The organism is Rhizobium sp. BK289, from assembly GCF_014193575.1.
GTDB lineage: Bacteria > Pseudomonadota > Alphaproteobacteria > Rhizobiales > Rhizobiaceae > Rhizobium > Rhizobium tropici_C.
Map to the genome: position 1 here is coordinate 169029 of NZ_JACHZO010000005.1, position 22405 is coordinate 191433.

The 22405-nt window shown below is 60.9% G+C and carries 25 protein-coding genes; 11 read left to right on the plus strand and 14 right to left on the minus strand.

Annotation, left to right across the window (positions count from 1 at the left end):
- Positions 1–8: 8 nt before the first annotated feature.
- Positions 9–905 (minus strand): transcriptional regulator GcvA, encoded by an 897-nt coding sequence (gene gcvA, locus FHT84_RS11640; protein ID WP_183762429.1) that lies wholly within the window; start codon positions 903–905, stop codon positions 9–11.
- A gap of 156 nt (positions 906–1061) precedes the next feature.
- Here gcvA and FHT84_RS11645 point away from each other — a divergent pair, with 156 nt between their 5' ends.
- Positions 1062–1985, plus strand: a complete 924-nt coding sequence (locus FHT84_RS11645) for a DMT family transporter (RefSeq protein ID WP_183762432.1) — start codon at positions 1062–1064, stop codon at positions 1983–1985.
- A 105-nt stretch (positions 1986–2090) separates the two neighbouring features.
- On the opposite strand, the gene hemW is transcribed toward FHT84_RS11645, so the two are convergent.
- The 4 genes from hemW to rph form a co-directional block, all read right to left on the minus strand.
- The gene (gene hemW / locus FHT84_RS11650) at positions 2091–3266 is read right to left on the minus strand and encodes a radical SAM family heme chaperone HemW (protein WP_183762746.1); all 1176 of its coding nucleotides are present in this window, start codon (positions 3264–3266) and stop codon (positions 2091–2093) included.
- 36 nt (positions 3267–3302) lie between these two features.
- Positions 3303–3947 (minus strand): RdgB/HAM1 family non-canonical purine NTP pyrophosphatase, encoded by a 645-nt coding sequence (gene rdgB, locus FHT84_RS11655; protein ID WP_183762435.1) that lies wholly within the window; start codon positions 3945–3947, stop codon positions 3303–3305.
- Positions 3948–3958: 11 nt separating this feature from the next.
- Positions 3959–4375 carry a VOC family protein gene (locus FHT84_RS11660; protein ID WP_183762438.1) on the minus strand — a complete coding sequence of 139 codons (417 nt, stop codon included), beginning with the start codon at positions 4373–4375 and terminating at the stop codon, positions 3959–3961.
- 213 nt (positions 4376–4588) lie between these two features.
- Positions 4589–5305 (minus strand): ribonuclease PH, encoded by a 717-nt coding sequence (gene rph, locus FHT84_RS11665; RefSeq protein ID WP_015338597.1) that lies wholly within the window; start codon positions 5303–5305, stop codon positions 4589–4591.
- A gap of 171 nt (positions 5306–5476) precedes the next feature.
- Between rph and hrcA the strand changes: the two genes are divergently transcribed.
- Positions 5477–6565 (plus strand): heat-inducible transcriptional repressor HrcA, encoded by a 1089-nt coding sequence (hrcA, locus tag FHT84_RS11670; protein WP_112343634.1) that lies wholly within the window; start codon positions 5477–5479, stop codon positions 6563–6565.
- Between the two features lie 23 nt (positions 6566–6588).
- Here hrcA and FHT84_RS11675 read toward each other — a convergent pair whose 3' ends face one another.
- Positions 6589–7023, minus strand: a complete 435-nt coding sequence (locus FHT84_RS11675) for a GFA family protein (RefSeq protein WP_183762441.1) — start codon at positions 7021–7023, stop codon at positions 6589–6591.
- Between the two features lie 211 nt (positions 7024–7234).
- Between FHT84_RS11675 and grpE the strand changes: the two genes are divergently transcribed.
- A complete protein-coding gene (grpE, locus tag FHT84_RS11680; RefSeq protein WP_112343636.1) occupies positions 7235–7876 on the plus strand; it encodes a nucleotide exchange factor GrpE in 642 nt (213 codons plus the stop codon).
- Between the two features lie 90 nt (positions 7877–7966).
- Here grpE and ptsN read toward each other — a convergent pair whose 3' ends face one another.
- The 6 genes from ptsN to lptC all read right to left on the minus strand — a co-directional run bounded on the left by ptsN (position 7967) and on the right by lptC (position 13259).
- Complete coding sequence (gene ptsN / locus FHT84_RS11685) at positions 7967–8431, minus strand: PTS IIA-like nitrogen regulatory protein PtsN (protein WP_015338601.1); 465 nt, start codon at positions 8429–8431, stop codon at positions 7967–7969.
- Positions 8432–8519: 88 nt separating this feature from the next.
- Positions 8520–9095: a ribosome-associated translation inhibitor RaiA gene (raiA, locus tag FHT84_RS11690; RefSeq protein ID WP_106996445.1), complete on the minus strand. Its 576-nt coding sequence runs from the start codon at positions 9093–9095 to the stop codon at positions 8520–8522.
- Positions 9096–9345: 250 nt separating this feature from the next.
- On the minus strand, positions 9346–10905 hold the full coding sequence (rpoN, locus tag FHT84_RS11695) for an RNA polymerase factor sigma-54 (RefSeq protein ID WP_112343637.1): 1560 nt from the start codon (positions 10903–10905) through the stop codon (positions 9346–9348).
- A gap of 194 nt (positions 10906–11099) precedes the next feature.
- Complete coding sequence (gene lptB / locus FHT84_RS11700) at positions 11100–11879, minus strand: LPS export ABC transporter ATP-binding protein (RefSeq protein ID WP_112343841.1); 780 nt, start codon at positions 11877–11879, stop codon at positions 11100–11102.
- A gap of 46 nt (positions 11880–11925) precedes the next feature.
- Positions 11926–12576, minus strand: coding sequence for an LptA/OstA family protein (locus FHT84_RS11705; RefSeq protein WP_183762444.1), 651 nt, complete (start codon positions 12574–12576; stop codon positions 11926–11928).
- Complete coding sequence (lptC, locus tag FHT84_RS11710; RefSeq protein WP_183762447.1) at positions 12573–13259, minus strand: LPS export ABC transporter periplasmic protein LptC; 687 nt, start codon at positions 13257–13259, stop codon at positions 12573–12575. Before lptC ends, FHT84_RS11705 begins: the two co-directional genes overlap by 4 nt.
- Positions 13260–13582: 323 nt before the next feature.
- On the opposite strand from lptC, the gene sppA reads away from it, so the two are divergent.
- The 3 genes from sppA (at position 13583) to FHT84_RS11725 (ending at position 15370) form a co-directional block, all read left to right on the plus strand.
- Complete coding sequence (sppA, locus tag FHT84_RS11715; protein WP_112343640.1) at positions 13583–14539, plus strand: signal peptide peptidase SppA; 957 nt, start codon at positions 13583–13585, stop codon at positions 14537–14539.
- Between the two features lie 26 nt (positions 14540–14565).
- Positions 14566–14871, plus strand: coding sequence for an integration host factor subunit beta (locus tag FHT84_RS11720; protein ID WP_004120746.1), 306 nt, complete (start codon positions 14566–14568; stop codon positions 14869–14871).
- A 166-nt stretch (positions 14872–15037) separates the two neighbouring features.
- On the plus strand, positions 15038–15370 hold the full coding sequence (locus FHT84_RS11725) for a lipopolysaccharide assembly protein LapA domain-containing protein (protein ID WP_183762450.1): 333 nt from the start codon (positions 15038–15040) through the stop codon (positions 15368–15370).
- Here the strand turns inward: FHT84_RS11725 and FHT84_RS11730 are convergent.
- On the minus strand, positions 15362–15820 hold the full coding sequence (locus FHT84_RS11730; protein WP_112343642.1) for an N-acetyltransferase: 459 nt from the start codon (positions 15818–15820) through the stop codon (positions 15362–15364). The two genes, FHT84_RS11725 and FHT84_RS11730, sit on opposite strands and share 9 nt — an antisense overlap.
- Positions 15821–15856: 36 nt before the next feature.
- A complete protein-coding gene (locus FHT84_RS11735; protein WP_112343643.1) occupies positions 15857–16309 on the minus strand; it encodes a carbon monoxide dehydrogenase subunit G in 453 nt (150 codons plus the stop codon).
- Positions 16310–16493: 184 nt separating this feature from the next.
- Between FHT84_RS11735 and FHT84_RS11740 the strand changes: the two genes are divergently transcribed.
- From FHT84_RS11740 to FHT84_RS11760, 5 genes are all read left to right on the plus strand, one after another.
- Entirely contained in the window at positions 16494–17570 is a 1077-nt protein-coding gene (locus tag FHT84_RS11740) for a class I SAM-dependent methyltransferase (RefSeq protein WP_246698531.1), read from the plus strand.
- Positions 17567–18418 (plus strand): RNA methyltransferase, encoded by an 852-nt coding sequence (locus tag FHT84_RS11745; protein WP_183762456.1) that lies wholly within the window; start codon positions 17567–17569, stop codon positions 18416–18418. The genes FHT84_RS11740 and FHT84_RS11745 overlap by 4 nt, the downstream gene beginning before the upstream one ends.
- Positions 18419–18427: 9 nt before the next feature.
- The gene (lspA, locus tag FHT84_RS11750) at positions 18428–18946 is read left to right on the plus strand and encodes a signal peptidase II (RefSeq protein WP_183762459.1); all 519 of its coding nucleotides are present in this window, start codon (positions 18428–18430) and stop codon (positions 18944–18946) included.
- A 55-nt stretch (positions 18947–19001) separates the two neighbouring features.
- Positions 19002–21290, plus strand: coding sequence for a PAS domain-containing hybrid sensor histidine kinase/response regulator (locus FHT84_RS11755; protein ID WP_183762462.1), 2289 nt, complete (start codon positions 19002–19004; stop codon positions 21288–21290).
- 269 nt (positions 21291–21559) lie between these two features.
- Positions 21560–22399 (plus strand): GNAT family N-acetyltransferase, encoded by an 840-nt coding sequence (locus FHT84_RS11760; protein WP_246698532.1) that lies wholly within the window; start codon positions 21560–21562, stop codon positions 22397–22399.
- The last annotated feature ends 6 nt before the right edge of the window (positions 22400–22405 follow it).

The following is a 22405-nucleotide window of genomic DNA, read 5'->3' on the forward strand; positions in this document are numbered from 1 at the left end:
AAGCACGCCTATGCGGATGGCACCGTGCGGGACACTTCGGAAAACAGCCAGGATCGCAGGGCCGCAATAGCCGGCCGCTCCAATGCGCCGGGCGGATAGACGAGGTGATAGGCGAGCGCGCTCGCAAATCCGATGGGGAAGGGCGCGACGAGCGTACCCTCAGCCAGCTCCTGCTCCACGAAGGACCGGCGCATCAGCGCGATGCCGAGCCCCGCCTTCATGGCGTGATAGGCACCCGTCCCGTCGGTAAAGACCGGTCCATGCATCGCGTCCACGCGCGTCGCACCGGCAGCTTGCAGCCAGAGCTCCCAGTCCCGTCGATAGACATCGTGGATCAGCGTCAGATTTGCCAGAGCGTCGACTTCAGGAGAAGGGCCGAGGGTCGCCGCCGTCTCGGGCGTGCAGACCGGTACATACTCGTCATCCAGCAGCCTTTCGCTCGCCAGCCCCTCGTAGCCGCCGAGGCCGTGGCGGATGGCGATATCTATCCCATCCCGTTGGAAATCCATCATGCGGTGCGAAGCGCTGATGCGCAGGTCGATATCCGGATGCGCTTCCTCGAACCGCCGCAGCCGCGGCACGAGCCAATGCGTGGCAAAGCCGGCGGTACAGGTGACGGTCAGCACCGTGTCCTTCGAGCGCATCGCCAAGGCCGCTGTCGCCTCGCGGATGAGGCGGAAGGCCGTTCGCATCGTCGCGAAATATTCAGCGCCTTCGCTCGTCAATGCGAGGCTGCGGGTCCGCCGCTCGAAAAGCCGCACGCCGAGCGCAGTTTCAAGATCGCGGATCTGCAGGCTGATGGCGCCTGGCGTCACATGCAGCTCGTTTGCCGCCAGTGTCATGCTGAGATGCCGGGCGGAGGCCTCGAAGGCGCGCAGCGCCGAGAGGGATGGCAGTTGATCCATGATAATTGAGCTCAGCTAAATCATGATCTGAAAAAGACTCGTTTGTCAGAGTCCAAGAATAGCGGGATTATTCCAGCAATTCGAAAGGTTGGCAATCATATCGAGATCCGGCCATCGATAAGCAAAACTCAATCGGCAGATGCTGGAGATAATCAGATGTCTCAGAAATCCATGGGCGCAGTCGAATGGAGCATGTTGATGGGGCTGTCCGTCCTTTGGGGCGGCTCCTTCCTGTTCAACGGCATTCTGGTGCGCGAACTGCCGCCCTTCACCATCGTTACCGCGCGTGTCGCGCTCGCCGCCATTGCTCTGCATGTCATCGTGCGCGCCACCGGACATTCCATGCCGAAAGACGGCAAGACCTGGCTTGCCTTCTTAGGCATGGGCTTCCTCAATAATGTCATTCCCTTCCTGCTGATCGTGTGGGGGCAGACGCATATCGCCAGTGGTCTCGCATCCATCCTCAATGCCACCACGCCGCTCTTTGCCGTCGTCGTCGCCCATTTCCTGACGGAGGATGAGAAGATGACTGGCAATCGGCTGATCGGGGTCATCGTCGGCTTTGCCGGTGTGGCGCTGATGATCGGCCCGTCGGTGCTGGCGAGCCTCGGTTCCAACGTACTGGCGCAGCTCGCCGTGCTGGGTGCCGCCTTCAGCTATTCCCTGGCCGGCATATTCGGGCGTCGTTTCCGCCGCATGGGGCTGGCGCCGATCATTCCGGCCGCCGGTCAGGTGACAGGGTCGGCCATCCTGCTGTTGCCGATCGCGCTCTTCGTCGACCGTCCCTGGACGCTCACAATGCCGTCGTCGGAGACCTGGCTTGCTCTTGCCGGCCTAGCCATCCTGTCGACCGCCATCGCCTATATGCTGTTCTTTCGCATCCTTGCGACGGCCGGCGCCACCAACCTGATGCTGGTGACCTTCCTGATTCCCGTCAGCGCGATCCTGCTCGGAGCCCTCGTTCTCGGCGAGAGCCTGCAGCCGAAGCATTTCATCGGCATGGCCCTCATCGCCGTCGGTCTTGCCGCAATCGATGGGCGTTTGCTTACCCTCCCCTTGAGGGGGAGGGTCGGCACGTAAGTGCCGGGGTGGGGTGATCTCGGCAACAACCGAGTCATCATCGCACATACGCGGGTCACCCCCACCCGCCGCTGTGCGGCGACCTCCCCCCTCAAGGGGGAGGTGTCAACAAGCGAGATCGGCGACGACCGAATCGAGAACCAGCATTCCCGCCGGCGTACAGCGCAGGCGGGAATTGCCGATCCGCTCTATGAAACCGTGTTCCAGTAAAAAGGCTTCGCGCTGCGGATCGGGATCGCGGCCGGAAAGCTGCTGCCAGCGGGCGAGATCGACGCCTTCGCGAAGCCGCAGGCCCATCAGCAGCAATTCGTCGGCCTGTTCGTCGAACCCAAGCATTTCCTGGTCGATCATGCCGTGGCCATCGCGCTCGACCATATCGAGCCAGCTCTCCGGCTTGCGCTCGGTGGCCGTCGCCAGCTTCTGCGGCCCTCGGGTCAGGCGGCCATGCGCGCCGGGGCCGATCCCGGCATAGTCGCCATAGCGCCAATAGGTGAGGTTGTGCCGGCTCTCGGCGCCGGGCTGCGCGTGATTGGAAACCTCGTAGGCCGGCATGCCCTCGCGTTCGGTAATCTCCTGCGTCGCTTCATAAAGCAGCGCCGATTGATCGCCATCGGGCACGATCAGCTTTCCGGCCTTGTGCAGGCCATAGAAGGGCGTGCCCTCCTCGATCGTCAGTTGATAGAGCGAGAGGTGATCGACCGCATAGGAGATTGCCTCCTTCAGCTCGCGCTCCCATTCCTCGACGGTCTGGTTGGGGCGGGCATAGATGAGGTCGAAGGACATGCGCGGGAAGATCTCGCGCGCCAGCCTGATCGCCTTCAGCGCATCTTCGACATTGTGCAGACGTCCAAGGAATTTCAGGTCGCGGTCGTTCAGCGCCTGCACGCCCATCGACACGCGATTGACGCCGGCGGCGCGATAGCCGCGAAAGCGCTCCGCTTCGACGCTGGACGGATTGGCTTCCATGGTGATCTCGATACCATCAGGCACATGCCAGGTTTTGGCGATACCATCGAGCACCGCACCGACTGTTTCCGGTTTCATCAGCGACGGCGTGCCGCCGCCGAGGAAGACACTGGTGACGGTCTTCGGGCCGCTGATCATCCGCATCGTCGCCATTTCCTTCAGAAAGGCGGCGGCAAAGCGTTCTTGATCGACAGGCTGGTGGCGCACATGGCTGTTGAAATCGCAGTAGGGACATTTGGCCGCGCAAAAGGGCCAATGCACATACACGCCGAAACCGGGTTCGCCGGTATCGGGCAGCAATTGCGCGCCGTGCATCAGATCCTGTGTGTCCACGATTTCCACGGGATTAGCTTACGCCTCCAGGCAGGTTTCGACAAAGATCTTGAAGGCGCGGGCGCGGTGCGACAGCGCCTGCTCGTCGCCGGGCTTCCAGCCATGCTTCTGCTCGGCGCTCATTTCGCCGAATGTGGTCTCGTAGCCCTTGGGCTGGAAGACCGGGTCGTAGCCGAAGCCCTGGGTGCCGCGCGGCGGCCAGACGACGGTGCCTTCCACTTCGCCGCGGAAAAGTTCGGTATGCCCATCCGGCCAGGCAAGGCAAAGGACGCTGACGAAGCGCGCCGTGCGGCTTTCCGGCGAGGTGGCGCCGGCTTTCTCCAGGGCGGTCTCGACCTTCTGCATGGCCATGGCGAAGTCGCGCGTACCGTCAGGCCTCTCCGCCCAATTGGCCGTATAGACGCCGGGATCGCCGCCAAGCGCATCGATGACCAGACCGGAGTCGTCCGAGAGTGCCGGCAGGCCGGAGGCATTGGCGGAGGCGAGCGCCTTGATCGTCGCATTCTCCTCGAAGGTCGTGCCCGTCTCGTCCGGTTCGATGAAGTTGAGATCGGCGGCGGACTTGGCGGTAAAGCCGAGCGGACCGATGAGATCGCGGATTTCCTGGATCTTGCCGGCATTGTGGCTGGCGACGACGATGGTCTTGGTATCGAGCTTGCGCATGTGCTGTCCTGTCATAGCCCCCAGATGCGGGGTTCGGCGCATTCCAGGCTGTTGCCGGCCGGATCGCGGAAATAGATCGATCGGCCGCCGTTCGGCCAGTGAAAATCGGCTTCGATATCGACACCGGCAGCCTTCAGCCTCTCGGCCATGGCCTCGATATCGTTGCTATCGACACGGAAGCAGACATGGCCATGGCCCTTGGTCCCATGCGGCGGCACGGGCAGGGCGCCCGGTTCGTGCGGCTTGAGCGTTTCTCCGCTGTTGAAGATCAGGAGCACACCTGGCCCACAGCGATAAAAGACATGGCGATTGCCGCCTCGCGATATCTTCTCCAGCCCGAGTATGCCGCCATAAAAGGCTTCGACTGCATCGAGATCGTCCGCATAGAGCGCAGTTTCAAGAACGCCTGTGAGTGTCGCATCGCTCAACGGATCAGCCCCTCACCCTAGCCCTCTCCCCCATGCGGGGAGAGGGGACGACCTCAGGCTCGATCGTCGTCCGATTCCAGCGTGGTGAAGAGGGATAACAAAGGGTGCATCTAGCCCCTTCTCCCCGTCTCGGCGGGGAGAAAGTGGCCACCCATCGATGAACTCGGGGGCCGGATGAGGGGCAGGCTGCACGCTCCGCATTCGTTGATATCCTCAGGCGATGGCCTGCTTCTGCAGCTCCACCAGTTCGGCGATGCCGTTCTTGGCAAGGTGCATCAGCGTGGCGAATTCCTCTTCGCTGAAGGGGGCGCCCTCAGCCGTTCCCTGGATCTCGACGATGCCGCCCTTGCCCGTCATGACGAAATTGGCGTCGGTCTCGGCCGAGGAATCCTCAAGATAGTCGAGATCGATGACAGGCTGATCGGCAAAGATACCGCAGGAGATGGCTGCGATGTGGTCCTTCAGCACGCGTTCCACCTTGACCATGTTGCGGCTTTCCATCCACTTCAGGCAGTCATAAAGCGCGATCCAGCCGCCGGTGATCGAGGCCGTGCGCGTGCCGCCATCCGCCTGGATGACGTCGCAGTCGACGGTGATCTGGCGTTCGCCGAGTTCCTTGAGGTCGACGACGGCGCGCAGCGACCGGCCGATGAGGCGCTGGATTTCCTGCGTGCGGCCGCCCTGCTTGCCCGCGGCGGCTTCGCGCTTCATGCGCTCGCCGGTGGCCCGCGGCAGCATGCCGTATTCGGCCGTGACCCAGCCCTTGCCGCTGTTGCGCAGCCATGGCGGCGTTTTGTCCTCCAGGCTTGCCGTGCAGAGCACATGCGTATCGCCGAATTTCACCAGGCAGGAGCCTTCCGCATGCTTGGAAAAATTGCGCTCGAACGACACCTTGCGCATCTGGTCGGTTTTTCTGCCTGAAGGCCGCATTCCACTCTCCTGAAAGTTCGTTGACCGCTTCTACGACCCACAGCCTGCTTTTGCAAAGGAAAAGCAGGCTGTGAGACCTGTCCGCGCCTCCAGCGGCATTTTCCCTTTTGCCATTGCTAACCGAATGATTATATTTTGCCTAAGGCTCAACGGAATGGATCTGACAGCGAAATGGTATTCACGACATCGTCGGTCTCGGATGTCATTGCTGCACTGGACGAACGCTCCAAGGAAATATTCCGCCGTATCGTCGAAGGCTATCTGGAAAATGGCGAGCCGCTGGGTTCGCGCAATCTCTCGCGCCTGCTGCCGATGTCGCTCTCGCCGGCCTCGGTGCGCAATGTCATGAGCGATCTGGAAGAGCTGGGACTCATCTATTCGCCGCATGTGAGTGCCGGGCGATTGCCGACGCAGGTGGGCCTACGCTTCTTCGTCGATGCGTTCATGCAGGTCGGTGATCTCTCCGCCGAGGATCGGGCCAATATCGACCGGCAGGTGCGCGGCAGCAATCGCGATCAGCCGATGGAATCGATGATGTCGGAGGCGAGCCGGGTGCTCTCGGGCATTTCGCGCGGCGCCGGTCTCGTCATCACCTCCAAGAGCGACCCGGTGCTCAAGCACGTGGAATTCATTCGCCTGGAGCCGACCAAGGCGCTTGCCGTGCTCGTCGGCGATCACGATCAAGTCGAAAACCGCATCATCGAACTGCCGGCAGGCACGACGTCGTCGCAGCTGACGGAAGCCGCCAACTTCCTTAACGCCCATATGACCGGCCAGACGCTGCCGGAGCTGCGGCGGCAGTTGCAAAGTCTTAAGGAAAGCGTGCGCCAGGAACTGGACAGCTTGTCTCATCAGCTGGTCGAGCGCGGCATTGCCGTCTGGTCCGGCGGCGATGACGAAGGCAAGCCGACGCAGCTCATCGTGCGCGGCCACTCCAATCTGCTGGCCGAAATCGGCGGCGCGGAGGATCTGGATCGCCTGCGCCTTCTTTTCGACGATCTCGAAAAGAAGGACAGCCTCATCGAGATTCTCAATCTTGCCGAAAGCGGCCCGGGGGTGCGCATCTTCATCGGTTCGGAAAACAAGCTTTTCTCGTTGTCCGGTTCCTCGCTGATCGTCGCTCCCTATCGTGACGACGATGATCGTATCGTCGGCGCGGTCGGCGTCATCGGCCCGACGCGGCTGAACTATGCCCGCATCGTGCCCATGGTCGATTATACGGCGCAGCTGATTTCGCGGCTGACCCGGCCGGGGATTTGACGAGACGGATCCGACGGTGACGGTCAATCGGCAAGCAGCATCCCAGATCCGCCCATCTCGGCCGGAAGGTCCTTCTGCTTCGGAAGCCCGTCGCCCATGTGCAGCACTGTCGTTTCATAGTTGACGTGCAGCGCCGGCTGGAAATCGAGGCCGGGCAGGATGGCGGCGTAGACATCGGTCACGCCCCATGTCGGATGCTCGGTCAAGAGATGGCCGCCGCAGACCGTGCACCACTTGCGCACGCTCGTCTCGGTTTTCTGGTAGCTGCCGATCTTGTCAGCACCTCTGGTGATGTGAACCGCTTGCGGCGGCCAGAGCGAAAAGGCATTGACCGGGCCTGCCGACCATTCGCGGCAAGAGTCGCAATGACAGTAGCCCATCGCCACTGGCTCGCCATCGACAGTAATTTCGACTGCCCCACAGAAACACTTGCCTGAAAGGGATTTGCCATTAGACATTGATCTCACCCCTCGCTGTGCTGCATCTCAGCATACCACCGGGGAGGAGGGCTGAACAGTCGATGTCTCGAACGGCATTCAAGAGCGGGGAGGCATATTGCCGCCGCCCGCAAAGCCGCGAATTGGCTGTTCTTCTCGACAAAGCCTTGATTTTTTCCGGGCAAACCTCGATATCGGGCACATCCAAAGACCAAGCAATTCGGAGACCGTCATGACCGACGAAACAACAAAAACCGGACCTGACGCCACGGCGGCCGACACGTCAGCGGATTTCGCGCAGGATGCAGCGGAAACCGTTGATGCGGCCGAGCCGTCTCAGCCAGATCCGGTTGAGCTGCTGAAGGCCGAGAACGGCGAACTGCGCGATCGCTACCTGCGCCTTGCTGCCGAGATGGACAACCTCCGTCGCCGCACCGAGCGCGACGTGAAGGATGCGAAGTCCTATTCCGTGGCAAGCTTTGCCCGCGACATGCTCTCGGTGGCCGATAATCTGCGCCGCACGCTGGACGCCATTCCGGCTGAAGCCCGCGCTGGCGGCGACGCCGGCCTGAAGACGCTGATCGAAGGCGTCGAGATGACCGAGCGTTCGATGCTATCGGCCCTCGAGCGCCACGGCGTGCGTCAGCTCGAACCGATCGGACAGAAGTTCGACCCCAATTTCCACCAGGCCATGTTCGAAGTGCCGAACCCTGAAGTGCCGAACAACACGGTCGTCCAAGTGGTGCAGGCCGGCTTCGTCATCGGCGACCGCGTTCTGCGCCCGGCCATGGTCGGGGTCGCCAAGGGTGGGCCGAAAATCGTGGAAAATGCCGAGCAGGGCGCCAACAGCCCGCTGGATGAAAAAGACGCCTGATCTTTCAGAGCGATAGCGAAAAAGACAGAGCCGGATGATCTGAGGTCATCCGGCTCTTATTTTTGCCTTGGTCAGATGCGACGCAGGTCGTCACGCGGCGTTGGATGCCTGCTCCTCGTTGAGGAAGGCGTAGATGGCGGAGGCGGAGTCGGTGGCGCGGAGTTTCGCGACGAGATCCTGGTCCCGCAGAACGCGGGCGATGCGCGAGAGCGCCTTCAGGTGGTCCGCGCCGGCACCTTCGGGCGCGAGCAGCAGGAAGACGAGATCGACGGGCTGATCGTCCAGCGCCTCGAAATCGACAGGCGCTTCAAGGCGCGCGAAAATGCCGGCGATGGACTTGATGCTGGCAAGCTTGCCGTGGGGAATGGCGATCCCGTTGCCGACGCCGGTCGAGCCGAGGCGCTCGCGCTGCAGCACGACGTCGAAGATTTCGCGCTCGGGCAATCCGGTGAGCTTGGAGGCTTTGGCGGCCAACTCCTGAAGCAGTTGTTTTTTGGAATTTGCCTTCAAGGCGGGGATGATCGCATCTTGCTGTAGCAAATCTGCCAATGCCATTCTCTTTATCCTTCGTGTCGCCGAGAACCGATGACGGGCAAGCGGCGGCCAGCTGCCATGATGCGCAGCCGCCGCTTATCTTCTATTCTCAGCCTTTGATATTGGCCGCGTCGATCCAGCCAATGTTGCCGTCCTGACGGCGGTAGACGATGTTCAAGTGTTCGTTGCCGGGGCTGCGGAAGAGCAGCAGCGGTTCGTCGGTCATGTCGAGCGCCATCACGGCAGTCGCCACCGACATGGTCTTCAATTGCTTCGTGCTTTCTGCGACGATCGCCGGTGCGAAATCGGAAGGAACCTCCTCATCGTCGTCCGGAACGCCGTCCATGACGGTATAGGCAACTTCCGCCTGCCCGTTCACATGATTGCCGGCCTGATGGTCCTTGAGTTTGCGCTTGTAGCGGCGCAGGCGTTTTTCGATGCGCTCGGACGCGGCGTCGAAAGCGAGTTGCGGGTCCATGGCTTCCCCTGCGGCATGCAGCACCACGCCGCTGTCGAGATGAAGCTTGCAATCGGCCGCAAAGCGCGAGCTGGACTTCTGCACAGTTACCTGACCCGAATACCCCCCGTCGAAGTATTTCGTCACGGCCATACCGATCTGGTCTTCAATCCGTTGGCGGAAGGAATCACCAATTTCCATATGTTTACCGGAGACACGCACACTCATGGAGTTTCCCTTCTTGTAGTGGTTATTGCGCGTATCAGTTTACGCCAAGCCTCAAGCTCATCCAAGCACTTCACGCAGTCAAAGGCAAATTGCGTATATCGACCGCCTTTTGGATGGTGGGGATAAGTTTCATGGTCGTGCTGTCCTGCAGCGATTGCGGCGGGCTTCTAGCCCTGCCGCTTGCGAAAGTCAACTGCATCTTAACGGACCGTTAGGAGTTTGACATCCTATGGTTGAGGGTGGCCGACCGTCAGAAACCGGAAACTTTGGCCAGCGCCCGCTTTTCCCGGCGCCTTTGAACGGAGGAGGGGATGTTCATGGCTTCCCGGTATTTTGCAACCGTGCGGCGAGCGAGCTCTATCCCGCCCTTCTTCAGCGTATCGACAATATCATCGTCGGACAGCACCGCATCCGGGCTTTCGCTGCTGATCAGCAGGCGGATCTTGTGGCGCACGGCCTCGGCGGAGTGGCTGTCGCCGCCTTCCACGGCGCTGATCGAAACCGTGAAGAAGTATTTGAGCTCGAACAGCCCGCGCGGCGTCAGCATATATTTGTTCGAAGTCACGCGGCTGACCGTGGACTCGTGCATCTTGATGGCGTCCGCCACGGTTTTCAGATTGAGCGGCCGCAGATGGTCGACGCCGTGTACGAGGAATGCATCCTGCTGCCGGACGATCTCGCTCGCCACCTTCATGATCGTCTTGGCGCGCTGGTCCAGGCTGCGGGTCAGCCAGTTGGCATTCTGCAGGCATTCCGACAGGAAGGCATGGTCTTGACTGGTCTTGGAGACGGAGGCGAAATAGGACTGGCTCACCAATACCCGCGGCAGCGCATCGGGATTGAGCTCTACCAGCCAGCTCCCGTCCGCTGAGGGGCGCACGACGATATCCGGCATGATCGCCTCGGATATGTCGGCCTCGAAGCCGCTGCCGGGCTTGGGGTTCAGCTGGCGGATTTCCGCCATCATGTCGAGCAGGTCTTCCTCGTCGACGCCGCAGAGGCGCTTCAGCGTGGCGAAATCGCGCCGGGCAAGCAGCTCGAGATTTTCGATCAGCCGCTCCATGGCGGGATCGAAGCGATCCTTCTGCCGGAGCTGGATTGCCAGGCATTCGCTGAGGGAGCGGGCAAAGACGCCGGGCGGATCGAGCTGCTGCAAGGCATCCAGCACGCGCTCGACGTCGGCAAGCGTCGCACCGAGGCGTTCGGCCGTCTCACCGAGCTCGCCGCGCAGATAGCCACAATCGTCGAGCTGGTCGACGAGATGCTGGGCGATCAGCCGGTCGCCCATGGAAGGCAGCGAGAAGGGGATTTGTTCGTTGAGATGATCGCGCAACGACACCTGGCCGGCGACGAAGTCGTCGAGGTCGTAGCTTTCGCCGGCCTCGCCGCCAGGCATGGATTTCCACTGACTCAGCAATTCCGGCGCGTCGGCGCGCTGCGGAACGCCGTCGTCCGGAAAGACATCGTTGAAATTGGTATCGAGCTCGTCGCTCAGCCGTTTGGCGTTGCCGGTATTGTCGTTTTCGTACCAATCGCTCGCGAGGTCGCCGCCACCTCGTTCGAAGCCATCTTCGCCGTGCGATTCTTCCGAGGCCTCGAAATGATCATCCTTGGCTTCGCGTTCGCCGCTACTGCCTAGATCCTCGTCATTTGACGCAAATTCCAGCAGCGGATTTTTCTCGACTTCCTGCGCAATGAACTGACTCAGCTCGAAATGGGTCATTTGCAGCAACTGAATGGATTGCATCAGTTGCGGAGTCATGACCAGGCTCTGGCTTTGGCGCAGGAAAAGATTGGCCGATAGTGCCATGGCGGACGCAGGACTCCCTTGAACTCCTCGGGATTCCGCGTCTTCTGTTAATAAAACCTTCGCGAAATTCCAACTGGCCCAAAAATTGCTTTTTTATGGGATTTGGTCAAGCGGAACTGTGAAACGAAAGTAAATTTCCGGCGCTCGCCGGCATTCGATAATATTGTGGGATGAAAGGATCGAATTTCAGCCTATCAGAGGCTGAAATTATCACCGAGATAAAGCTTGCGAACTTCGGGATTGCTGACGATGTCGTTCGCCCTGCCATGGGTCAGCACCTCACCCGCATGGATGATATAGGCGCGGTCTATCAGGCCGAGCGTCTCGCGGACATTGTGGTCGGTGATCAACACGCCGATGCCGCGTGCCGTCAGGTGATGCACGAGGTTCTGAATATCGGCGACCGAGATCGGGTCGACGCCCGCGAAAGGCTCATCGAGCAGCATGAAGGTCGGGTCGGTCGCAAGCGCGCGGGCGATTTCAAGGCGACGGCGCTCACCGCCCGAAAGCGCGATGGCCGGCACGGTGCGCAGATTGCGAATGTGGAATTCCTCCAGCAGTTCGTCGATCTTGCGCTCCCGCTTGGTCTTGTCCTTTTCATGGACTTCGAGCACGGCGCGGATGTTTTCTTCCACCGTCAGGCCACGGAAGATCGATGCTTCCTGCGGCAGGTAGCCGACGCCGAGCCGCGCGCGGCGGTACATCGGCATCGAGGTGACATTGTTGCCGTCGATCTCGATCGTGCCCTCATCGACCGGCACCAGTCCGGTGATCATATAGAAACACGTCGTCTTGCCGGCGCCGTTCGGCCCGAGCAGGCCGACGGCTTCACCGCGCCGCACCACCAGCGAAACGCCGTTGACGACACGGCGTGTCCGGTAGGTCTTGGTGAGGCCGCGGGCAATCAGCGTCCCCTTATAGCGTGCCTTATCTGCGGCCGGTGCGCCCGATGCCGCAGAAGACGGCCCGGGCACGCCGGGCAAAGTGGAAGTGGTCGTTGTGGTCACGAGAGGGCCGGTATCAATTTTTCTTTTGTTGCTGCTGCACTTGCTGCGACTTCGGATCGAGCTGGATCTGAACGCGGCCGCCGCAGGAATCCAGCTGTGCTTCACCCGTCGCCATGTGCACGGTGAGTTGGCAGCCGGTGAAAACGTTCGGTCCGTCCGTCAGAACCACTTTCTTGCCCTTGAGGATCGCAAGCTGGCTGGCCATGTCGAAGGAGCCGTCCTCCGCCGTCGCCGTCTGCGTGCCGGAAACGAGATAAACCTTGTCGGTGACCAGAATATGGTCGATGTTGGCATCGCCCGATACCAGCGACTGGTTCTGCTCCTTGGCTGCCTTGGCGACAGGATTGTCGGCCTGCTTGGTATCCGCCGGTTGCTTCTTCTTGTAGAAGACCGTCATCTTGCCCGCCTGCATCGTCGTGGTGCCCTGAACAACCTTGACGTTGCCGGTGAACACGGCCTGGCTTTCCTGGTCATGGATTTCCAGCTTGTCGCTTTCGATCTGGATCGGCTGATCGCTGGAAAGGGCAAGGCCCGGCATGGAGCTGGTCGTCGACTGCGCACCTGCCTCTGCGGCTGCGAAGAAGGCGAGCGCGCTGAAGGTAGCAAGAAGACCCGCCTTGCGCAGGCCAGAGTTGAAAATTGAATTTGGCCAATACTTTATCATGAACCGCCCGGCTTCTGTTCGCTAGCTGAATTGTGGAGAGCGGACGGTTCGATATGCATCCGAACCTGCCCGTCGAATTCGATTACGCTCCCCTTATCCGTCATCTTGAGCGAACGCGCAACAACCGACATGCCGCCTCTGTTGATTGCAACCTCATCCTGGCTGGACAGGTCGCCTTTCTTGACATCGAGGAACGCGGTCTTGAATGCTGCACGCAGGCCATTGTCCATCTGGACGATGAAAGGCTCCGTCAGTTTCAGCGTGTCGGCCTGGCGATCGAAATCCGCGCTCTGGGCCGTCACATGGGCGATCACGTCGGTATTGACGGGCATGGATGCCTTGATGGCCTTGAGCGTGATCATGTTCGGGTTCTTGAGATCCTGCAGCGCTTTCTCCGCCAGCAGGGAATAACTGATGCCGTCCTTGTTGCGGCCGGCGATGGCCGGACGCTCCATGACCACCTTGCCGTCCTCGATCTTGGCGCCCTCGATCTGTATGTCCGCCGGCAGATAGGCGCGGATCAACGAGACGGCAATGAAGATGAGCGAGACGATGAGGGCGGCAAGCGGCAGCATTACCCTCAGCCGCTTCACGCGCGCAGAGTGGAAGATTGCGTCCTTATACGCATTCCGTTCCGACAGCGGGCGGATTGCCTCTCCGGGGGTCTCGATCGTATTGAGCATGCAACAGGTCCGTCTTCTTTGATCCGAGAACCGCATTCACGCTAATGCGAGGCTGCGCCAAAAGCCCATCGGATCGTTTCGCATTATTGCACTGGCTTGCCAATATGGATTTTTCTCCGCAGCCGAGGAATTTCGGCAGAAAAATATCCGATTGGCCCGTGCATCAGGTCGAGCAATGTCCTATCTGATGAACAACAGAGCGGCCACCGGCCAAGGACATCGAGAACGGGAAACGCTTTTCTCTAAGGATTGTGCCCGTTTCAAGGTGTCATTATCCGGGTTTCGTAACGCATTCGATTTGTTGCAGGGAGAAATAAGGCGTGATGGACAGTTCTGCAATCGCAGATCGGCGACAATTGCGTCGCAAGCTTGGTTTTTGGCGGGTTGTTGCCGTTTTGCTCCTTGTGGGGCTCGGCTTCGCGCTTTATCGCTTCGTCGCCGGAGACCTTCCCGACACCCGCGGCCCGCAAATTGCCCGCGTCAAGATTTCCGGGCTCATCCAGGACGATCAGGAGCTCCTCGAACGGCTGAAGAAGATCCGCGACAATGATCAGGTCAAGGCGCTGATCGTTTCGATCTCGTCGACCGGCGGGACCACCTATGGCGGCGAGCGCATCTTCAAGGCGATCCGCGCCGTCGCCGCCAAGAAGCCTGTCGTATCGGATATTCGCACCGTTGCCGCCTCGGCCGGCTATATGATCGCGACGGCCGGCGACGATATCGTTGCCGGCGATACCTCGATCACCGGGTCTATCGGCGTCATCTTCCAGTATCCGCAGCTCAAGGATCTGCTCGACAAGCTCGGCGTTTCCCTCGACGAGATCAAGTCGGCACCGCTGAAGGCCGAACCTTCGCCCTTCCATCCGGCAAGCGAGGAAGCCAGGAGCATGATCCGCAACATGGTCATGGACAGCTACGGCTGGTTCGTGGATCTGGTGGCGGATCGCCGCAAGCTGCCGCGCGAAGACGTGTTGAAGCTTGCCGACGGCAGCATCTTTACCGGCCGGCAGGCGCTGCAGAACAAGCTGATCGATAAGCTCGGCGGCGAAGACGAAATCCTTGCCTATCTCGAAACGCGCAAGGTCAAGAAGGACCTGCCGATCGTCGACTGGAAGCCGGAAGACAAAACCTCGTCCTTCTTCTGGCCGGGCGCCGCTTCCTGGTTGCTAAATCGTCTTGGTTATGATGATTTTGTAAAAGGAGAAGCTCTCCAGAAAATCATGACCGATAAGTTGTTTCTTGACGGCCTGCTTTCTGTTTGGCAGGGTGCAGCCAATTGATAAATCAATGATTTAAGGGGATAGCTGTGATCAAGTCGGAACTGGTGCAGATTGTTGCCGCCCGCAACCCGCATCTCTATCACCGCGACGTCGAAAATATCGTCAATGCCGTCTTGGATGAAATCACCGATGCACTCGCTGCGGGAAACCGGGTTGAGCTTCGCGGCTTTGGCGCTTTTTCCGTCAAGAACCGGCCTTCGCGCTCCGGTCGCAACCCGCGCACCGGCGATACGGTCTTCGTCGAGGAAAAATGGGTTCCCTTCTTCAAAACGGGCAAGGAATTGCGCGAGCGCCTGAATCCGGGCGCAGGCGACGAGGAAGACGACAACTGATCGGCCCCATCGCGCCGAACTTTCCCGAAAATGCTCCGGCGAGATAGCGTCGGACATGATTGTGCCGCGACGCGGTGGCACTTGAATTCAGCCGCCTCTTTTCTATTCTGCGGCTGAAGGCGGCTTGGATGCGGGCATCCATGGCTGCGGATAAAGGAGCTGCGCAATGGCCAAGAAGATCGTCAATCTGCTGATATTGCTGCCGCTCGGCATCATCCTCATCATATTCTGCGTTGCCAACCGGCAGTCCGTGACGCTGGCGCTCAATCCGTTCCGGCCGGACGATCAGGTTCTGTCGCTGAATGCGCCTCTGTTCGCCCTGCTGTTTGTCGCTCTGATCCTCGGCATGATCGTCGGCGCCGCGGTGACCTGGTTCAATCAGGGAAAATACCGCAAACGCGCTCGCAACCAGTCTCGAGAGGCGGTCCGCTGGCAGGCCGAGGCCGACAAGCACCGCACGCGTGCCGAAGAGATCACCGGCCAGCTTCCGTCAAAATGACGGGCTGCCGTTAAGCCGCATCTCCTTGTAGTCACCCTCGGGCGAGGCGCCGTCGCCGATAATCTCGAAGCCGAGTTTTCGATAGAAGGTCATGGCGTGCGTATTCTTGACCAGGCACTTCAGCCGGTAGCGGCGCATGGGCCAGTCCGGCAGGGCGGCGAGCAGGGCCTTTCCGGCGCCGCGCCCCTGGAAGGCCGGCAGGATGTAGAGCATATGGATGAAGTCATCCGGCTCCCACACGGCGGCAAAGCCCGCAACCAGACCATTCTCGTTTTCGCAGACGAACAGCCGTTCGCCATTCGTATGAACGGCGAAGTCCTCAAGGCTGAAGCGGTCGGGATCGACCCATCTGAATGTCTCGCGGCGGACGCGGAGGTAGATCTCCGCAAGCTCCCCCATGTCTTGTTCGCGTGCAGGCCGGACGGCCCAGGTCTCGAATTTCGATGTCATGATCGACTATATGGGCGCCAGATGTGCTTGCGGCAATCAGGCGTCGGCCTGGCCGTTGATGGCAGCGGTGAAATCGGCGAAAAACTGCTGCGCCAGCTTCTTCGCGCTGGAATCGACCAGGCGGGAGCCAAGCTGCGCAATCTTGCCGCCGACCTGCGCCTTCGCCTCATATTGCAGGATGGTTTCGTTGCCGTCTTCCTTCAGGATGACGTCCGCGCCGCCCTTGGCAAAGCCGGCAATGCCGCCCTTTCCCTCACCTGATATCGTGTAGCTCTCCGGCGCGTTGATGTTGGAAAGCGTGACCTCGCCATTGAAGGAGGCGGAAACCGGGCCGATCTTCAGCTTCACGGTCGCGGTCAGTTCCGTCGGGGAAATCCTCTCCAGGCTTTGACAGCCCGGAATGCATTGCTTGAGGATCTCCGGATCGTTCAGCGCCGCCCACACCGCGTCCCTGGGTGCCGCAATCCGCTCCTCGCCGGTCATGTCCATGCGCAATCCTCCCAATGTGACATTTTATGCATGGATCATCGCAGATCGGAAAGCGCTTTGCCAAGTGGCGGCCAGATGCTATTTGCACGCACATATCAATTTTGAGACAAGCATGGTGAAACACAGGGAAAACCGCCCCGGCCAAAAGGCCGCCGGCGGTCTTGGGGCAAAACCCCGGCGCGATATGCCCGGCAAGCCGCCGGCAAAGGCCGCGCATGCTTCAAGGCCAGCCAAGCCTTCGTACGATGCCAAACCTTCGCGCAATCATGGCGAGCGGGCGACCGAGCCGCGTGATGCGGCGTCCGCTCCTGCGGCGCCCGAGCGCCCGCTGCTGACGCGAAGCGGCGAACGGCCGGCCGAACGCGTGCCCGTCATCCTCGAATCGCTGGGTGCCGGCGATTTTCACCTGATCGACAGCGGCAATGGACAGAAGCTCGAGCAATACGGTCCCTATCGCATCGTCCGGCCGGAAGCGCAGGCACTGTGGCCGCCGTCGCTTGCCTCCCATGTTTGGGACAATGCCGATGCCGTCTTTACCGGCGATACGGATGAAGACGGCATGGGCCGCTGGCGTTTCCCACGCGAGGCGCTCGGCGAGACATGGCCGCTGCAATTGCTCGGCGTCGATTTCCTTGGCCGCTTCACCGCCTTTCGCCATGTCGGCGTCTTCCCGGAGCAGATCGTGCACTGGGCATGGATGAAGGAGCAGGTCGAGGCGGCGAAACGGCCGCTGAAGGTTCTGAACCTCTTTGGCTATACCGGCGTGGCGTCGCTGGTGGCGGCCGCAGCCGGCGCGGAAGTAACTCATGTCGATGCCTCCAAGAAGGCGATCGGCTGGGCGCGCGAAAACCAGGCTTTGGGCCGCGTGGAAAAGCTGCCGATCCGCTGGATCTGCGAGGATGCGATGAAGTTCATCCTGCGTGAGGAGCGGCGCGGCAACAAATACGACATCATCCTGACCGACCCACCCAAGTTTGGCCGCGGCCCGAACGGCGAGGTCTGGCATCTGTTCGAGCATCTGCCGCTGATGCTCGATATCTGCCGCGAGATTCTGTCGCCGAAGGCACTCGGCCTCGTGCTGACGGCCTATTCCATCCGCGCCAGCTTCTATTCGATCCATGAGTTGATGCGCGAGACGATGCGCGGCGCCGGCGGCGCCGTCGAATCCGGCGAGCTCGTCATCCGCGAAGCCGGTCTCGACGGCCATACGCCGGGCAGGGCGCTTTCCACCTCTCTCTTTAGCCGCTGGGTGCCGAAATGAACCAGGATTTTCGCAATGACGGCCCGCGCAAGGTCGGACAGGTCAAGGAGGTCACCTCGCTTGCCAATCCGATCGTCAAGGATATCAAGGCGCTGACGGTCAAGAAGTCCCGCGAGGAAAGCGGCGCCTTCCTGGCCGAGGGCCTGAAGCTCGTCATCGACGCGCTCGAGCTCGGCTGGACGATCCGCACGCTGGTCTATGCCAAGGCCGCCAAGGGCAAGCCTCTCGTCGAGCAGGTCGCCGCCAAGACGGTTGCGGCCGGCGGGCTGGTACTCGAGGTCAGCGAAAAGGTCATCGGCTCCATCACCCGCCGCGACAATCCGCAGATGGTGGTCGGCGTCTTCGAGCAGCGCTGGCGACAGCTTCGCGACGTCAAGCCGAAGACGGGCGAAACCTGGGTCGCGCTCGACCGCGTGCGCGATCCCGGCAATCTCGGCACGATCATTCGCACCGCCGATGCGGCCGGTGCCTCCGGCGTTATCCTCGTCGGCGAGACCACCGATCCGTTTTCGCTGGAAACCGTACGCGCCACCATGGGCTCGGTCTTTGCCGTTCCCGTCGTCAAGGCGACACCGGAGGAGTTCCTGGCCTGGAAGAAGAAGGCTGAGGTTTCCGTTGTCGCCACCCACCTGGCCGGCGCCGTCGATTACCGCACCATCGATTACAAGAGGAAGCCCGTCGTCATCCTGATGGGCAACGAGCAGTCCGGCCTGCCGGATGTCCTGGCGAAAGAGGCCGATGCACTCGCCCGCATTCCGCAAGCCGGCCGTGCCGACAGCCTCAATCTGGCGGTTGCAACTGCGGTCATGCTGTTCGAGGCCCGCCGCCATATTCTGTCACTTAACTAGCGAGACCCGATGACCGAAAGCGAGACCAATGAACAGCCGACTGCGAGGCCGGCCTTGTTTTCCCGGCCCCTGCCGATCCTGATCTTCATCGTGGTTGCGGTCATTCTCGATCAGGCCGTCAAGGTCATGGTCGATCACTGGCTGCCGCTGCAGGAGATGGTGCCGGTCATTCCGATGCTGGCGCTCTATCGCACCTACAATCTCGGCGTCGCGTTCTCCATGCTGTCAGGCATGGACGGCTGGTTCATCGTCGGCATGCGGCTCGTCATCGTCGCTTTCGTGCTGTGGCTCTGGTGGCGCACGCCCGACAATCGCTGGCTTGCCCATGTGGGCTTTGCCCTGATCATCGCCGGGGCGCTCGGCAACCTGATCGACCGCTTTCTGTATGGCCATGTGATCGACTATATCCTCTTCCACACCCAGACCTGGTCTTTTGCGGTGTTCAATCTCGCTGATAGTTTCATCACCGTCGGGGCAGGCTGCGTCATTCTCGACGAGCTTCTAATGCCGAAAAAGGCGAAAGCTTAAAATTCTAGCGAATCCCTGAAGGCATCGGGAAGAGTGCATGTGTTAGCCAGGTTGCATGAGCACTCTGGCAAATCTGCAGCAAAAGCTTGCCGCAGCCCAAATCCGCGGCCACACGGGACCGATCGAAGGAGCGGCCGAAACCGAGCCGCCGCCTGCGAAACCGATCCCATCATCCCAGGATGCGCTCCGCCAGCCGGCCTCGCCGGCAAAGGCGTGGTGGCTGGAAGGCCATTGGCTGAATGGCGGCGGCCTTCTGGCGGGCGCGGCCCTTCTTGCGATCGGCTTTGCCGGAGGTCCGCTGACGCTTGCAGGCGTTCTCGGTCTTGTTGCAATCGTGCTTGCCGCTGTCGGCATCTTCAATGCCCGCAACGCATCGCGCAAACCTGGAGTCATCCCAGCCGATTTCAGCGAAAGCGAGCACGACCGTCTTTGGGAACACAGGGAAAGCACCGGCCTGCTTGCTACCGTTCATGATGCGCTCGGCGACATCGCGGTCACGCGCAGCATCGATCGCCGGATTCTGCATGCCAACGCCACTTTCCGCAAACTGACCGGCAAGCCGCATCCGGAAGGCCTGACTCTGGAAGAAGCCGGTCTCTTATTCCGTGCCGTCACCGATGCAAAACATCAGGATGCCGAAATCGCCACGCCCGAAGGGCGGCGCGTCTTTGCCTGGCACGATGTCATGTTCCGCGATCCGGCGACGGGGCAATTGTGCATCCAGAGCATTGCGCGCGACGTGACGGAAGAGCGGCAGGCGGCTCGCCTGCGCGAGGATGCGCGGCTGAAGGCCGAATATAACAGCGCGGCCAAATCGCGGCTGCTCGCCACCGTCAGCCACGAGATCCGTACGCCGCTGTCGGGCATTCTCGGCATGAACCATCTGCTTGCCCAGACGCCGTTGACCTTGGAGCAGGCAAATTACCTGACGGGCATTCGCCAGTCGGGTCATGCGCTGGTGCAGCTGGTCGAAGACCTGCTGGATTTCTCCACGATCGAGGTCGGTCGCTTTCAATTGCATCCGCGCAAGGAGGCGTTGCGGCCTCTGCTGGAAGGCGTCATCGAGATGCTTGCCCATCGCGCTCATGAAAAGGGCATCGAAATCGCTGCGAGCGTTGCGGCCAAGGTCCCTGAGAGCATGGAATTCGATCCGGCCCGTCTGCGCCAGATCCTGTTCAATGTCATCGGCAACGCCGTGAAGTTCACCCAGACCGGCGGCGTGCTTGTCCGTGTCGATATCCGGGAACAGGATTTGACGATATCGGTGCGGGATAGCGGCCCCGGCATGACCGAGGAAGAACAGGCGCGTGTCTTCGGCGAGTTCGAACAGGCCGGCACGATCGTGGAAAAAAGCGCCGGCACCGGCCTGGGTCTGGCCATTTCCGCCCGCATCCTGCGCGAATTCGGCGGCAGGCTCAGCGTCGCCAGCGAACGCGGCAAGGGCAGCGAGTTCATCATTTCCTTTCCGGTCGGCCTGGATGCCGGGGAGAACGAACATGAGTGGCGCGACATCATGCTCAAGGGATCGCGTGTCCTGCTGCTGGCGCCGGAAGGGGCCGCAAGCGAGGCAATCACGCAAACCATCCGTACCCTTGGCGGCCATTGCCGGCTGATCTACGCCGGCGATATGGACGACCTGCTGCGCTCGTTCCCAATGGGCGAGGAGGGAGCGTGGACGGATCTCATCGTCGACCACCGCATGGCGCCCTGGTATTTCAGCGAGGGAACCGCGCTTGCCGTGCCCGGCCTGCGCAAGATCTTCCTGGTCAATCCGGAGGAGCGCAACACCCATCCGCTCGATCTCTTCGACGCCTGGCTCATCCGGCCGCTGCGCGAACAATCGCTCATCGATGTGCTGAGGGGTCGCATGCGAGGCATGGAAAAGCGCGATGCTTTCATCGAAGCGGTCTCCGAGATCGGCATCACGACGCCGGAGGCGGAGGACCGCACGCTCGATATCCTGCTTGGCGAAGATGATCCGGTCAATGCCATGCTGGTCAGGGCCATGCTCTCCAAGGCCGGCCACAGAGTCCGCCTCGTCGAGGATTTCGACGGTCTTCGCGTTCGCGTCGAAAACGCCGAAGCGCGGCCCGAGGTGCTGGTAACCGATCTCAACATGCCCGGAGGCTCGGGTGCCGCCGTGCTTGCGCAATTGCGGGCCTACGAGCGTCGGCACGGTTTGCCTCCACTTCCGATCGTCGTATTGACCGCAGACAGCCGCGACTCGGTCCGCCGTCAGGCTTTGCTGGCCGGGGCCGATGCCGTCATCGTCAAGCCGGTCGATCCCGAAAAGCTGACGGCAACGCTGCAGGGCCTGTCGAGGTCGGTTTTCGAACGCGCCTAGACATGAGCACCGATCTTCGGATGAAGGTTAAGGAAGCCGGCTCATCAATGCTCGATAGCGGCCGGCAATAAGGCTCAACCTATGGCAATTGCTGCTGCTAAGTTGGGGACGGTGCGTTCATTCGAAAATTGAAATGGGCACACTTCTTGCTTTTAGCAAAGCTGCGTGTCACTTTCCTGTCGCACGAATTTGGTTTATGGCGCTATATCGGCCCGTAGGGGAGAATCGCCATGTCCATCGAAATCTTGAATCGCGAAGCTCAGGGCGAAATGGTTCAGTCTTCAAAGGCAACGGTTGCACCAGTTGCCAGCGATGTGCTCGGACGCATCGGAAATCTAGAAACGCGCCTTGCCCGCACGGCGCGCGAAATCGATGCCGCTCAGGCCGTCCGCTACCGCGTTTTCGTCGAGGAGATGAACGCGCAACTGCCGGCTGAGGCCATGCGTCGCCAGCGTGATATCGACAATTGGGACGCCATTTGCGACCATCTTCTGGTTTTGGACCATTCGATCGAAGGCGACCCGGAAGACCAGATCGTCGGCACCTATCGTCTGTTGCGTCAGGAAGTGGCCATGGCCAATGGCGGCTTCTATTCCTCTTCGGAATTCGACATCGACACGCTGCTGGCCCGTCATCCGGACAAGCGCTTCATGGAGCTTGGCCGTTCCTGTGTGTTGCCGGCTTACCGGAACAAGCGCACGGTGGAATTGCTGTGGCAAGGCAATTGGGCCTATGCCCTGAAGCACGGTATGGGCGCGATGATCGGCTGCGCCTCTTTCCCGGGCATCCTGCCGGAGCAGCATGCGCTGGCCCTGTCCTTCCTCTATCACAATGTTGTCGCCAAGGACGAATGGACAGTCGGTGCCTTGCCGTCCCTTGCTCGCAACATGGACCTGATGCCTGTTGAAGCCGTCAATCCGAAAAAGGCGCTCATGGCGATGCCGCCGCTGATCAAGGGTTATCTGCGCCTTGGTGCTATGGTCGGATCGACCGCCGTTGTCGATCATGCCTTCAACACGACCGACGTGCTGATCGTCCTGCCGATCGCCAGCATCTCGGACCGCTACGTCAATTACTACGGCGCGGATGCCGGTCGCTTCGCAAGCTGACAGATC